Annotated in this window: 8 protein-coding genes; all 8 read left to right on the top strand. The window is 71.5% G+C overall.

The window, feature by feature from the left end:
* Positions 1-46 precede the first annotated feature (46 nt).
* The 8 genes from EBE87_RS15250 to pbpC all read left to right on the top strand — a co-directional run bounded on the left by EBE87_RS15250 (position 47) and on the right by pbpC (position 14,375).
* Positions 47-1,018 (top strand): PEP-CTERM sorting domain-containing protein, encoded by a 972-nt coding sequence (locus EBE87_RS15250; protein ID WP_120638996.1) that lies wholly within the window; start codon positions 47-49, stop codon positions 1,016-1,018.
* A gap of 146 nt (positions 1,019-1,164) precedes the next feature.
* Positions 1,165-2,202, top strand: a complete 1,038-nt coding sequence (locus EBE87_RS15245) for a LacI family DNA-binding transcriptional regulator (protein WP_120638997.1) — start codon at positions 1,165-1,167, stop codon at positions 2,200-2,202.
* A gap of 58 nt (positions 2,203-2,260) precedes the next feature.
* Positions 2,261-2,920 (top strand): RraA family protein, encoded by a 660-nt coding sequence (locus tag EBE87_RS15240; protein ID WP_233553277.1) that lies wholly within the window; start codon positions 2,261-2,263, stop codon positions 2,918-2,920.
* 3 nt (positions 2,921-2,923) lie between these two features.
* The gene (locus EBE87_RS15235; RefSeq protein WP_120638999.1) at positions 2,924-3,781 is read left to right on the top strand and encodes an amidohydrolase family protein; all 858 of its coding nucleotides are present in this window, start codon (positions 2,924-2,926) and stop codon (positions 3,779-3,781) included.
* On the top strand, positions 3,778-5,502 hold the full coding sequence (locus EBE87_RS15230; protein WP_120639000.1) for an IlvD/Edd family dehydratase: 1,725 nt from the start codon (positions 3,778-3,780) through the stop codon (positions 5,500-5,502). Before EBE87_RS15235 ends, EBE87_RS15230 begins: the two co-directional genes overlap by 4 nt.
* Positions 5,503-5,514: 12 nt before the next feature.
* On the top strand, positions 5,515-7,104 hold the full coding sequence (locus EBE87_RS15225; RefSeq protein ID WP_120639001.1) for an ABC transporter substrate-binding protein: 1,590 nt from the start codon (positions 5,515-5,517) through the stop codon (positions 7,102-7,104).
* Positions 7,105-7,230: 126 nt separating this feature from the next.
* On the top strand, positions 7,231-12,411 hold the full coding sequence (locus tag EBE87_RS15220) for an MG2 domain-containing protein (protein WP_122140060.1): 5,181 nt from the start codon (positions 7,231-7,233) through the stop codon (positions 12,409-12,411).
* Entirely contained in the window at positions 12,408-14,375 is a 1,968-nt protein-coding gene (gene pbpC / locus EBE87_RS15215) for a penicillin-binding protein 1C (RefSeq protein WP_233560113.1), read from the top strand. Before EBE87_RS15220 ends, pbpC begins: the two co-directional genes overlap by 4 nt.
* Positions 14,376-14,443: the final 68 nt, after the last annotated feature.

Raw genomic sequence — 14,443 nt, 5'->3', positions numbered from 1 at the left:
GCGACGCGGAAGGCGCGGTGGAAATGTCCAAACTTCGGAGAAGAACATGATATCCTTGCACTTCGGCAGATCAGCACTGGCGGCAGCCGGGCTGGCCTTGGCGCTGCACTGCAATCCGGCATCTGCGGATACCATTCTTTTCGTCGGCAACAGCTTCACCTACGGCGACCCGGCCGGTGGCCCGCCGACCGTCCGGAACTACCAGACCAATACGGTCACTGACCTGAACGGCACGAATATCGGCGGCGTGCCCGCCCTGTTCAAAGCACTGACGGATCAGGCCGGCCTCGACTATACCGTCAGCCTGGAGACGGTCGGCGGCACCGGCCTCGACTACCACTACACCAACAAGCTTCCGCTGCTGGACAAGCCCTGGGACCATGTGGTGCTGCAGAGCTACAGCACGCTGGACTCGGCCGCGCCCGGCAATCCGACGAAGCTGATCCAGTACGCATCCCTCTTCGCGGATGTGCTGACGGCGCAGAACCCCGACGTGAACATCAACCTGATGGCGACGTGGTCACGCGCTGACCAGACCTACCAGCCCGGTGGGGCCTGGTACGGCCAGCCCATCAGCGCCATGCAGGCGGATGTGCAGGCCGGCTACGAAGCCGCCAAGGCGAATAACTCCAAGATCGACGCCGTCATCCCTGTCGGCGCGGCCTGGAACGCGGCGATGGAGGCGGGCATCGCCGACCCGAACCCGTATGACGGCATCGCGCCCGGCCTGATCAACCTCTGGGCCCCCGATAACTACCACGCCAGCGCCTATGGCTATTACCTGGAGGCGCTGGTGGTCTTCGGCAGCATCACCGGCATCGATCCGCTGAGCCTGGGCGAGAACGAGAGGGTGGCCAGGGATCTCGGCTTCACCTCCGAGCAGGCGCTGGCGCTGCAGCAGATCGCACATAATCAGGTCGCGGTGCCGGAACCTGCCAGCATCCTGCTGCTGGCTTCCGGCATTGCCGGGCTGGTTTGTATGCGCCGCCGCTCACGGGCCACGGCCGCTCAAGGGTGAAGCTGTTATCCGGGGCGGCACCGCTGCCCCGGCTGTTCCTCGACCTTGGGGTAAGTATGGCGGCCTTGTAGCGGCGGGGCGAAGTTATCATAACCGGTAGATTCCTGGCGGCAGGCCAGGACGCTTCAGTCTCCAAGGCACCGGTCGTGAGTCAGCAGAAGCCTGGGCGTGGCAAGGTCAGCCGACTGCGGGACGTCGCGGCCGCCGCCGGGGTGACCCCGATGACGGTCTCGAATGTCCTGAATGGCCGTCCCGGCGCCAGCGCCGAGACGAGAGCGCGGGTGCTGCGCGAGGCGGAACGGCTGAGCTACCGCCCCGACGCCAATGCGCGGCGCCTGCGGCTGGAGCGCACCGGCGCCATTGGCGTGGTGGTGCTGGACAGCGCGCCGGATTACCTGCGCGATCCCTTCATCACCAATGTCATCGCGGGCCTCGGGAATGTCGCGGCGGAACGCGCTTTCTCGCTGGTGTTGCAGGGCGTGCGGCCACAGGCGGAGAAGATGGCGCCGTTACTGGCGCAGTCGGAGACGGATGCGCTCTGCCTGCTGCTTTCCGGCCCCAGGTCTGCGCGGGAACGGCTGATGTCGCAGGTGGAGCGGCTGCGTCAGCCCGTAGTGCTGGTGCAGGAACGCGAGGCCGGCGGGCTGAAGGATATCTGCCTGATCCGGCAGGACGACCACGCCGGCGGACAGATCCTGGGCACCCATCTCCGTGGCCGCCTGCCGCAGCCGGGCACCGTCTTCTTCCTGACGCCGGAACTTGCCTGGACAGCGCAGACGGAACGGATCGAGGGGCTTCGCGAGGGGCTTGGAAAAGGCTTCCGCATCCGGACCGTTCCCTGCGGCGACGAGAGTTTCGTGGCGACCCAGGAGAGTTTGGCAAAGGCCCTGGAGCGGCACCCGAAGCCCGTCGCCATTGTTGGCGGCAATGACCAGATGGCGCTGGCCGCGGTGTCGCTTCTCCAGGCGCGCGGCATCGCGGTGCCGGAAGCCATGCCTGTCGCCGGCTTCAATGGCTTCGAGATGTTCCGTTATGTCCAGCCGGCGCTGACCACGATCGTCAGCCCGGCCTATGAAATCGGCGTGCGGGCAGGGGAGGAGATCGTCGCGCGGCTGGAGCAGGACAGTTTCCGCGAGGCGGAGATCGCGCTGCCTGTGCAGTTGCGGGAGGGAGGATCTTGTTGACAGACAGCGTCCTGTTGGGATGAGACTATAACGTTAAACAAGAACAGGCGGGGTGGTCATGGCTGAACGAATCCTGGAACACATGCAGGAGCGGCTTTTCACCGCGCTGCTGTCCGATGTGCTGGACAGCCTGGGCCATATGAATCAGGCCCTGCCATCCCGCATCCGCCCGCTGGATGAGGGCATCACCATGGCCGGCCGCGCCCGCACCGCGCTTTATCTGGACGTCTACGAGGCCACGCCAGGCGAGAATCCCTACGACCTGGAAATTGACCTGGTGGATTCCCTCGCGCCGGGGGAGATACCTGTGTTCGCCTGCGGCCAGAGCGGCCGTATCGCACCCTGGGGCGAGCTCTTGAGCACCGCCGCGCAGGTCCGGCGCAGCGCCGGCGCCCTGATGGATGGCATGGTGCGCGACGTGCGCGCCATCCGCGCCATGGGTTACCCGGTCTTCCACGGCGGCATCGGGCCGCTGGACAGCAAGGGGCGCGGCAAGATCGTCGCGGTGGACGTGCCGGTGGAATGCGGTGGCGTGCGCGTCCATCCTGGCGACTTCGTCTTCGGGGATGCCGATGGCGTGGTGGTGGTGCCGCAGGCCGTCGAGGCCGCCGTGGCGGAAGGGGCCGAGATCAAGCTGCGCGGGGAAAAGGAAACGCTGCGGGAACTACGCGCCGGAGTGCCGCTGCGGACCGTCTTCGAGAAATACGGGATCCTGTAGGCCATGATCGTCGACTGTCATGTGAATGTCTACGAAGACCGCCACCTGACACCGGTTCATGGCGAGCAGGTTGCCACGCGCAGCGGTGGCTTCGACCCGAAGGCGGACCCGGACACGGTCTTCCAGGCGATGTCGGGTGTAGACAAGGCCATCATCTTCACGCTGCGCTATGGGGACAGTGCCGGCGTCAGCGGCGATGACGAGGTCACGGCCCGCGCCGTGGCGAAGTATCCGCAGAAGTTCGTCGGCTTCGCCGCCGTCGACCCGCGCCGCCCGGATGCCATGGAACTGCTGCGCCATGCGGTGGAGGATCTCGGCCTGCGTGGCGTGAAGTTCGGGCCGATCTACAACGGCGTGCATCTGGCCGACCCACGCATGGTTCCCATCTACGAATACTGCGTGAAGCACGACCTGCCACTGACCATGCACATGGGCACGACCTATGCCCGCAATGCGCCCCTGGAAATGGGACGGCCGATCCATGTGGACGAGGTCGCGCGGCGCTACCCCGACCTCAAGATGATCATGGCGCATATGGGCCACCCCTGGGGGGAGGAATGCATCGTCGTCGCCCGCAAGCACCCCAATGTTTTCTGCGAGGTTTCGGCGCTCTTCTACCGGCCCTGGCAGTTCTACAACACGCTGGTGGCGGCGCAGGAATACAACATCGCGGGCCGCGACAAGATCTTCTGGGGCACCGACTTTCCCTATGCGGGCGTCGAGGAATCGCTGGAAGGCCTGCGGAACATCAACCATCTGGTGGAAGGCAGCCGGCTGCCGCGCGTGGCGCAGGCCACCATCGACGGCATCATCCATTCCAATCCCTTCGCGCATTGGTGGCACGGGAAAGCGCCGGCATGAGCCAGCCACCGCGCCGACTGCGCAGCCGGGACTGGTTCGGCCGGCACGACAGCCACGGCTTCGTGCATCGCGGCTGGATGAAGGGGCAGGGGCATCCGGCCCATATGTTCGATGGCCGCCCCGTCATCGGCATCTGCAACACCTGGTCCGAGCTGACGCCCTGCAATGGCCACCTCCGCCAACTGGCCGAATTCGTGAAGCGCGGCGTTTACGAAGCCGGCGGCTTTCCGCTGGAATTCCCGGTCTTCTCCCCGGGCGAGAGCATGATGCGGCCCACCGCCATGCTGTTCCGCAACCTCGCCAGCATGGATGTGGAATGCGCCTTGCGCGGCAATCCACTCGATGCCGTGGTGCTGATGGCCGGCTGCGACAAGACCACGCCCGCGCTGCTGATGGGCGCGGCCAGCGTGGACCTGCCGGCCATCGTGCTCTCCGGCGGGCCGATGCTGAATGCCTGGAGAGGGCGGGAGCGGATGGGCTCCGGCACCCATGTCTTCAAGGCCGTGGAGGCCGTGAAGGCCGGCACCATGACGCCCGCGCAGTTCGAGGCCGCCGAGGCGGAGCTGAACCGCAGCGCCGGCCATTGCATGACCATGGGCACCGCTTCCACCATGGCCAGCCTGGTGGAAGGCACGGGCCTGGCGCTGCCGGGCAATGCCGCCCTGCCGGCCGTGGACGCGCGCCGGCAGGTGCTGGCGCATCTGACCGGCATGCGCGCCGTGGCGCTGGCGCGGGAGGACCTTCGCCTTTCCCGCCTGCTGACCAAACAGCATTTCGAGAATGCCATCCTGCTGAATGGCGCGCTGGGCGGCTCCACCAATGCGGTGGTGCATCTGCTGGCGCTGGCTGGCCGTGCCGGCGTCGAACTGACGCTGGAGGATTGGGACCGCCTGGGCCGGGACATGCCCTGCCTGGTGGATCTCATGCCCTCCGGCCAGTACCTCATGGAGGATTTCTGCTACGCGGGCGGCATCCCCACCGTGCTGCGCGCGCTGGGCAGCCGGCTGCACCGGGATGCTCCCACCATCGGCGGCCAGACGCTGGGCGAGATCGCCGATGCGGCCGAGCCGCCGGATGGCGAGGTCATCCGCACGCTGGAGGCTCCCTTCAAGCCGCTCGGCGGCATCACCGTGCTGCGCGGCAATCTGGCGCCGCTGGGCGCGGTGCTGAAGCCTTCCGCCGCTTCGCCGCATCTGATGCGCCACACCGGCCCGGCGGTGGTCTTCGACAGCATCGAGGACTTCCAGGCCCGCATCGACGACCCCGCGTTGCCGGTGGAGGCCGACAGCGTGCTGGTGCTGCGCAACTGCGGGCCGCGCGGTTATCCCGGCATGGCGGAGGTCGGCAATATGCGGCTGCCGGCCAGGCTGATTCGTCAGGGCATCACCGACATGGTGCGCATCTCCGATGCCCGCATGAGCGGCACCGCCTATGGCACCGTGGTGCTGCATGTGGCGCCGGAGGCCAGTGGCGGCGGCCCGCTGGCGCTGGTGCGCGACGGAGATCGCATCGCACTGGATGTCGCCGCCCGCAGCCTGGAGCTGCTGGTGGAGGAAGCGGAGCTGGAAGGGCGGCGGCAGGCCCTGCGGCCTTTCGTCTCGCCCTACCAGCGTGGCTACGAACGCCTGTACGTGGAACACGTGATGGGGGCGGAGACAGGCGCGGATTTCGATTTCCTGGTCGGCGGCAGCGGCGCCCCACCGCTGCGCGACTCCCACTAGGAGGATGAGTGCATGCAGCGTCGCAGCTTCATCGCCGGGGCCGCGCTGGCCACGGCGGCTCTCTCCGCGCCGCGTCTGGCATCGGCCCAGAAGGCTTCCGTGCTGCGCTTCATGCCGCAGGCGGACCTGGCGCTGCTGGACCCGGTGCAGACCACCGGCCTTGTCACCCGCAACCACGGGATGATGGTCTTCGACACGCTCTATGGCGTGGACGAGCATGCGGCGCCGCATCCGCAGATGGCGGAAGGCCATGTGGTGGAGCAGGACGGACGCCTCTGGACCATCCGGCTGCGGGAAGGGCTGCGCTTTCACGACGGCACACCGGTGCTGGCGCGGGATTGCGTCGCCAGCATTCGCCGCTGGGGCTCGCGCGATGCCTTCGGCATGGCGCTGCTGGCCGCCACCGACGAACTCTGGGCGCCCGATGACCGTATCATCCGCTTCCGCCTGAAGCGGCCGTTTCCGCTGCTGCCGGATGCGCTGGGCAAGGCGGGCTCCAATATCTGCCCCATCATGCCGGAGCGCCTGGCCGCCACCCCCGGCACGCAGCCGGTGACCGAGATGGTGGGCAGCGGCCCCTATCGCTTCATGGCGGGGGAGCGTGTGCCGGGCGCCCTGGCTGTCTACCAACGCTTCGACGGCTATGTGCCGCGGCCGGACGGCACGGCGAGCATGTTGGCCGGCCCGCGCGTTGCGCATTTCGAGCGGGTGGAATGGCATACCATGCCGGATGCCGCCACCGCCGCTGCCGCGCTGCAATCCGGCCAGATGGACTGGTGGGAACAGCCGGTGATGGACCTGGTGCCGCTGCTCCGCCGCCACCGGGAGTTGCGAACCGAGGTGCTGGACACGGCTGGCGCCTATACCATGATCCGCCCCAACCATCTCCAGCCGCCCTTCGACAATCCCGCCATCCGCCGCGCGCTGATGCGCGCCATGCGGCAGCAGGACTATATGCAGGTCGTGGCCGGGGATGACCGGGGCCTCTGGAAGGACCGCACCGGCTTCTTCCTGCCCGGCGCGCCCATGGCCAGCGGGGCCGGGCTGGAGGCGCTGCCCACCGCCTACGACCCCGCGAAGGTCCGCGCCGATCTGGCCGCGGCTGGCTATGCCAATGAACGCGTGGTGCTGCTGGTGCCGTCCGACTTCCCGGTGCTGAATGCCATGAGCGAAGTGGCCGGCGACATGCTGCGCAAGGTCGGCATCAACCTGGACTACCAGTCGCTGGACTGGGGCACCGTGCTGCAGCGCCTCGCCTCGCAGGAGCCGCTGGAGAAGGGCGGCTGGAGCATGTTCTGCAACTTCAGCCTCGGTGTCGGCGTGATGAACCCGGCGGCGCATAACTACCTGCGCGGCAATGGCCGCAGGGCGACCTTCGGCTGGTATGACAGCCCGCGCATGGAAGCGCTGCGCGATGCCTGGTTCGCCGCCGCCGATGCCGCGAGCCAGCAGCGCATATGCCGCGACATGCAGCTTCTGGCCTTCGAGGAAGTGCCCTTCTACCCCACCGGCGTCTTCTACCAGCCAACCGCCTATCGCGCCGACCTGACGGGCATGCTGAAGGGCGCGCCGCTCTTCACCAATCTCCGCCGCGCCAGCTAGGGCAGGGCGCATCCGCCTCTATCGCGTAGGACGATCACGGTTTTAAGCTGACCTCCCGTCGTCCGCCGTTCCGGACAACGGCGGCTGGCCCGCGTGCCGGGCCAAGAACAGGAGCCTCCGGCGCCCATGTACCCGACCCTGCCGCGCGCGACCCTCCGGCGCTTCGCCGCGCTCCTGATCGCCACCGCGCTGGGCGCGCCGCCCGCCCTGGCGCAGTCTGCGGTCGAGATCCCGGGGCTGGAAAGCGATGCCTCCGGCTATGCCGGCGAATTGGCGCGGCGCTTCCCGGCGGGCGCCACCGCGCAGCTGCGCCAGCAGGCCGAGGCGCGGGCGGTGGAGGCCATCCAGCGCAGCGACTGGTCCGCCGCCGCCGAGGCGCTGGAGCAGCGCATCGGCATGCAGGGCGCCACGCCTGAGCATTGGCTGGCCCTGGCGCAGGCGCAGCTCTCGCGCACGCCGCCCAATCCGCAGCGCGCCCTGCAGGCCGCCTGGCAGAACTTCGGCGCCGTGCCGGCCGGGGAGGCCGAGATCCCCTCGCTGCGCCTGATGGCACGGGCCCTGCAGATGATGGACCGCTGGCCGCCCGCCATCGCGGCGCTGGAAGCCGTGGCGGAACGCGCGCCCAATGACCCGGCGGCACGGGAAGCCCTGGCAACCGCCCGCCGCGCCGCCGGCCTGCTGGTGAGCCGTACCCGCACCGCGCCGGAAGCCGACCCGCCGCGCGCCTGCATCGCCTTCACCGGAACGCTGAGCCGCGCGTCCGATCTCCAGCCCGGGGATTGGGTGCGGGCCGAGCCGCCCATCCCGGACATGGCCGTGAGCCGCGAGGACGGCCAGCTTTGCGTCGCCGGCCTGCCCTGGGGCCGCACCACGCGGCTGGTGCTGCGCGCCGGCCTGCCGGGGGAGGACGGCGCGCGGCTGCGGGCCGAGACGCCGGTGGCCATCACCATGCCGGACCGTGAGGCCCGCATCGCCTTCGATGCCACCCGCTTCCTGCTGCCGCGCGGGCAGGCGGCCAGGGTCGGCATCGCCACCGTCAATATCCCCCGCCTGAAGCTACGGCTGGTGCGGGTGACGGAACGCAACCTGCTGCCCTTCGGCCGGCAGAACCCGCTGGGCGAGGCCATCGCCGCCTATTCCACCGGTGAGGTGACGGAAAGCTGGGGCCGCACCGTCTGGCAGGGCAGCGCCGATGTGCCGGGCTTCCAGGCGAACCAGCTGGCGCGCGTCGTTCTGCCGCTGCCGGCGGAAATCGGTTCCGCCGGCCCTGGGCTGTACGTGCTGCTGGCCGAGGCCGATGAAGGGGCGACCAGCGCCGACCATGTCTCCAACACCGCCGTAGGCCTGCAGATCCTTTCCACCGACCTGGGCCTGACCGCTTGGCGCGGCACGGATGGCGTGGCGGCGCAATTGCGCAGCCTGGGGGATGCCGCGCCGCGCGCCGGGGTGAAGGTGGCGCTGATCGTCCGCAACAACGACGTGCTGGCGGAGGCCATGACCGGCGCCGACGGGTTGGTGCGCTTCGGCGCCGCGCTGCTGCGCGGGCAGGGGCCGCTGGCGCCCGTGGCGCTGCACGCCTCGGCCGGCGACGACCTGGTGGCCCTGAACCTGGAAGCCGCGTCGTTCGACCTTTCCGACCGTGGCGCCGAGGGGCTGCCGCATCCGGGACCGCTGGATGCCTTCCTCTGGCTGGACCGCGGCATCTACCGCCCCGGCGAGACGGTGAACCTGACGGCGCTGCTGCGCGACGCCGCCGGCCAGCCGCGCGACGTGCCGCTGCGCCTGCGTCTGGTGCGCCCCAATGGCCAGGTGGCCGCCGAAGCCGTGCCACCGCGCGGGCCGGATGGCGCCATCGCCTGGCCGGTGCCGCTTTCCAACGGCGCCGCCGCCGGCCAGTGGCGGCTGGAAGCACGGGTGGAGCCCGACCAGCCGCCCATCGCCACCGCCACCTTCCAGGTGGAGGCCTTCGTGCCGGAGCGTCTGGCGGTGACGCTGGGCCCGGCCCCTGGGCCGCTGGTGCCCGGCCAGCCGCTGCCGGTTCCGGTGAGCGCCCGCTTCCTCTACGGCGCCCCCGCCGCCAATCTGGAGGGCGAGGTGGAAGGGCAGCTTTCGCTCGACCCTGACCCCTTCGCCACCGATGCCGCCGATGGCACCCGGCGCCGCAGCCCCTGGGACGGCTGGCGCTTCGGCCTGGCGGAGGAGCCGCTGAACGGCGGCGCCATCCCCGGCGGCCATGTCGCCACCGATGCGCAGGGCCAGGGCACCTTCACCGCCTCGCTGGCCGAGGTGCCCGATGTCAGCCGGCCGCTGCGCGCCAGCTACACACTGTCCCTGGCCGACCCGAATGGCCGCGCCAGCCGCGGCACGCTGGAACTGCCGGTACGCGGCACCAACCCGTACCTGGCCGTCCGCCCCGCCTTTTCCGGCGGCAGCGTGGACGTGAATACCGAGGCGGCCTTCGACGTCGCCCTGGTTTCGCCGATGGGCGAGGCCCTCTCCGGCAGCCTGAATGCCCGGCTGGTGCGGGAGGTGCCGGACTGGCGCATGGTCAGCCGCGGCGGTGTCGCCCGCTACCAGACCGTGTGGCGGGAGGAGCCGGTGGATACCGCCACCCTGACCACGGCCCCCGGCCAGCCCGCCCGCTTCGCCCGCGCGCTGCCCTTCGGTCGCTACCGGCTGGAGGTGACGCAGCCCGGCTCCCTGGCCATCGCCGCCACCCGCTTCCGTTCCGGCTGGGTGGGCTCGGATAGCGCGGAAGTGCCGGACAAGGTCGATGTCTCGGCGGACCGGCAGGCCTATGCCCCCGGCGCCACCGCCCGCATCCGCATCAACCCGCCCTTCGCCGGCCGTGCCAGCCTGGCGGTGCTGACCAACCGCCTCGTCTCGCTGCGCGAGGTCGAGGTGCCGGCGGGCGGCACCGAGGTGGAGGTGCCGGTGGAGGCCGCCTGGGGCCCCGGCGCCTATGTCACCGTGACGGTCTTCCGCCCCGGGCGGGCGGCGGAAGGGCAGCCCCGGCGTGCCCTAGGCCTCGCCTGGGTGGCGCTGGACCCGGCGCCGCGCCGGCTGGCCGTGACGCTGGAGGCCCCGGACCTGCTGCGCCCGCGCCAGCGCGTGGAACTGCCGGTACGCGTGGCCAATGCCGCCGGGCCGGTGCGGCTGACCCTGGCGGCGGTGGACGAGGGCATCCTGCAGCTCACCCGCTTCAGCAGCCCGGACCCGGTGCGCCATTTCCTGGGCCGCCGCCGGCTCGGCGCCGATATCCGCGACGATTACGGCCGCCTGATCCCGCCGCCGGAAGGCGAGTTGGCCGCGCTGCGACAGGGCGGCGATGCCGATGCCGAAAGCGCGGTGCAGCCGCCGCAGCGCGTCGTCTCGCTCTTCTCCGGCATCGTGGAGGCCGGGCCGGACGGCGTGGCGCGCGTGCCGCTGGACCTGCCGGACTTCGCCGGGGAACTGCGGCTGATGGCCGTGGCCTGGTCCGGCGACCGGGTCGGCAGCGCCTCCCGCGCCGTGACGGTGCGGGAGCCGGTGGTGGCGGAAGCGCTACTGCCGCGCTTCCTGGCCCCTGGCGACACCGCGCTGCTGCCCCTGCTGCTGCACAACCTGGAACTGCCGCAGGGCGAGGTGGCGGCCGAGATCCGCCTGGAAGGACCGCTGGCGCTGGAAGGCCCGGCGCGGCTGGCCGCGATCCTGGCCACCGGTGCCCGTGCCCAGCCCACCACCGGCCTGCGCGCCACCGGGGCCGGGGAGGGCGTGCTGCGCCTCGCCGTCACCGGCCCCGGCGGCTACCGCACGGAGCGGGAGAGCCGCATCACCATCCGCTCCTCCCGGCCGCTGCTGACGGAGGTGGCCATCTCCGAACTGGCGCCGGGGGCAGAGGCACGGATCGCGCCAGACCTGGCCCGTTTCGTCCCCGGCACCGCCACGGTCCGCGCCAGCTGGGGCCAGCCGGTGCGCTATGACCCCGATGCGCTGATGCGCGCCGCCCTGGCCTTTCCGCTCTATTGCGCCGAGCAATCGGCCACCAAGGTGCTGGCGCTGTCCGTCGCCTCGGGGCTGGAGGGGCGGGACGCGCAACTGGCGGCCGCCATCGGCTCGCTGCTGGACAAGCAGCGCTGGGACGGCGCCTTCTCGCTCTGGAGCAGCCGGGGTGAGGCCGGCCCCTGGGTTTCCGCCTATGCGGTGGAGGCCCTGGCCCGCGCGGGACAGGCGGGCGCCACCATCCCGGAAGCCGCGCTGGACGCGGCGCTGCAAAATCTGGCCCGCGATGCGGAGGATGTTTCCCCCTCCTCGCCGGAGGAGCGGGCGGACCAGGCCTACCGGCTGCATGCGCTGGCCCTGGCCGGGCGCCCCCTGCCGGGAGCGACGCGCCGGCTGGCCGAGCAGCTCGACCAGTTGCCGACGCCGCTCAGCAAGGCGCAGCTCGGCGCCGCCCTGGCCCGCATCGGCGATGCACCACGCGCCGAAGCCGCCTTCACCGCCGCCCTGGCCAATGGCCCGCGCCGGGACTGGTTCCATGACTACGGCAGCCAGACACGCGACGCGCTGGCCGTGACGCTGCTGCTGCGGGAAAGCGGATTGCTGCCCCAGGCGCTGACGGCCCGGCTGGCCCGCCTTCCTGGCGGGCGGGAGGTCTCGCCCGACACCACCTCGACCCAGGAACAGGCCTGGGCGGTGACCCTGGCCGCCGCGCTGGGCCGTGACGGGCGCCCGGCCTCGGTCCGCCTCGATGGCAGGGCCCTGCCGCCGGCACCGGCCGTGGCGGCCCTGCTGCCAGCCGGTGGCGCCACGGCGCGCAACACCGGGGACCGGGCGGTGATCCAGTCGGCCACCGTCACCGGCCTGCCGGCCCAGCCGCTGCCCGCGGCCCGTGCCGGCATGCGGGTGGTGCGGCGCTTCCTGGCCATGGATGGCAACGACCTGAACCTCGACATGCTGCGGCAGAACACCTCCTTCATCCTGTTGCTGGAAGCGCGGGCGGAGGATGGGGAGGAGCATCGCGCCCTGGTGCAGCAGGGTCTGCCGGCGGGGTGGGAGGTGTCCACCCGCCTGCCGGCCGGCGCTGTCCCGGGCATGCCCTTCCTGGGCGAATTGACGGAGCCTGCCACGGTGGCCGCGCTGGACGACCGCTTCGCCGTGGCTGCCGATCTTTCGGCGCAGCAGCAGGCGGCGCGCTTCGCCGTGGTGCTGCGCGCGGTGACGCCGGGCAGCTTCGAGCTGCCGGGGGCGCAGGCGCAGGACATGTACCGCCCGGCCATCTTCGCGCGGCAGAACAGCGGCCGGATCGCGGTGCTGCCGCCGTCGTGAGGAACTGGCGGCTCCCCGTGGCCGGGTTGGGGCTGCTGGCCGGGCTGGTGGGGGCGGGGCTGGCGCTGGACCGGGCCTTCCCGCCCGATCTTTCCCGGCTGGAGCACACCGCCCGGTTGGTGACCGACCGCGCCGGGCGCCCGCTCTCGGCCCTGCCGGCGCCGGGCGGCATCTGGCGGCTGCCCACCACCAGCGCTGATGTGCCGCCGCATCTGGTGGCGCTGCTGGTGGCGGCGGAGGATGCCCGCTTCGCCTGGCACCCGGGTGTCGATCCCCTGGCAGTGGGGCGGGCGGCCTTTCAGTGGCTCCGGGCCGGGCATGTGATTTCAGGGGGCTCGACCCTGGCGATGCAGGTGGCGCGGTTGCTGGAGCCACGCCCGCGCAACCTGCGCTCCAAGGCCATCGAGGCCTTCCGCGCCCTGCAACTGCAGGCACGGCTGGGCCGGCAGGGCGTGCTGGATGCCTGGCTGACCCTGGCGCCGATGGGCGGCAATCTGGAAGGCATCCGTGCCGGTGCCCTGGCCTGGTTCGGGCGTGACGCGCGCAACCTGGACCCGGCGGAATCCGCCCTGCTGGTCGCCATTCCCCGGCGCCCGGAGGCGCTGCGGCCGGACCGGCACCCCGCCGCCGCCCGCGCGGCCCGCGATGCCCTGCTGCTGGTGCGCGCGGCGAGGGCGCCGGACATCACCGCCGCCGACCGGACCCTGCTGGCCGGCGACGTGCCCCGGGCCCGCCAGCCGATGCCGGCACTGGCGCCGCATCTCTCGCGTGAGGCCGACCGCGCCGGGGAAGGCCGCACCACGCTCGACGCGCCGCTGCAACGAGCGCTGGAAGCACTGCTGTCCGAGGCGCGGGCAGGGCTGCCACCCCGCGTTTCCACCGCCGCCGTGGTGGCGGACCTGCGCAGGCGGGAGATCCGCGCGCTGGTCGGCGGCGCCTGGGGAGACGAAACCCGTGCCGGCGCCATGGACCTGACGCGCGCCGTGCGCTCCCCGGGCTCCACGCTGAAGCCGCTGCTGTATGCACTGAGCTTCGAGGCCGGGCTGGCCCGCCCCGATACGCTGCTGGAAGATGCGCCCGCCCGCTTTGGCGCCTATGCGCCGGAGAATTTCGATCACGGCTTCGCCGGCCGCGTGACGGTCGCGCAGGCGCTGCGCCGCTCGCTGAACCTGCCGGCCGTGGCGATGCTGGACCGGTTGGGGCCGCTGCGCTTCGCCTCCGCGCTGAAGCGCCTGGGCGCCGTTCCGCGCCTGCCGGCTGGCGCGGAACCGACCTTGCCGCTGGCCCTGGGTGGCGTCGGGCTGACACTGCGCGAGCTGCTGACGCTGATGGCGCCGCTGGGCGACGCAGGCCGGGCAGGGGCATTGCACTGGCAGGCCAACGCACCAGCCCCGCCGCCGGCACCCGCCCTGGATGCACGTGCGGCGGCCGAGGTGGCGGCGATCCTGACGCGTCCGTTTCCCGATGGCGGCCCGGCGGGGGTGGCGTGGAAGACCGGCACCTCCTGGGGCGGGCGGGACAGTTGGGCGCTTGGCTTCGATGCGGCACATCTGGTGGGCATCTGGGTCGGGCGGCCGGACGGCACGCCGATGGTGGTGCATACCGGCGGCGCCACCGGCACAGGGCTGGCTCTGCCGCTGCTGGCGCGCGCCTTCACGCTGCTGCCCGCCGCGCCCCGTCCGTCGCGGGAAAGGGACCGCACCCCGGCCCAGGTGGCCCGTGCGCCGCAGGACCGGCTGCGGCTGCTGTTCCCCGTGCCGGATACCGAAATCGCGGGCGGCGAGGTGCTGCTGCGCGCCGCCGGCGGTCGCCGCCCGCTCAGCTTCCTGGTGGATGGCGCGCCCTTGCCAGGCATCCCGGCTCGGCGCGACGCGCTCTGGGGGCCGCGCGAGCCCGGCTTCTACCGTGTCACGGTACTGGACGCGGATGGGGAGGCAGCCTCGGTTTCGGTCCGGGTCCGATAGCTGAAGGAAGGGCTTTCCGTTAGCCGGGCAGCCCGGTATGGCCCGGCGATCTGCCGCAACCGCTCTGA

It is taken from the genome of Teichococcus wenyumeiae (assembly GCF_003696345.1).
GTDB lineage: Bacteria > Pseudomonadota > Alphaproteobacteria > Acetobacterales > Acetobacteraceae > Pseudoroseomonas > Pseudoroseomonas wenyumeiae.
Note: the sequence above shows the minus strand (reverse complement) of the source record. Positions and strands in the feature narration are given on the sequence as shown.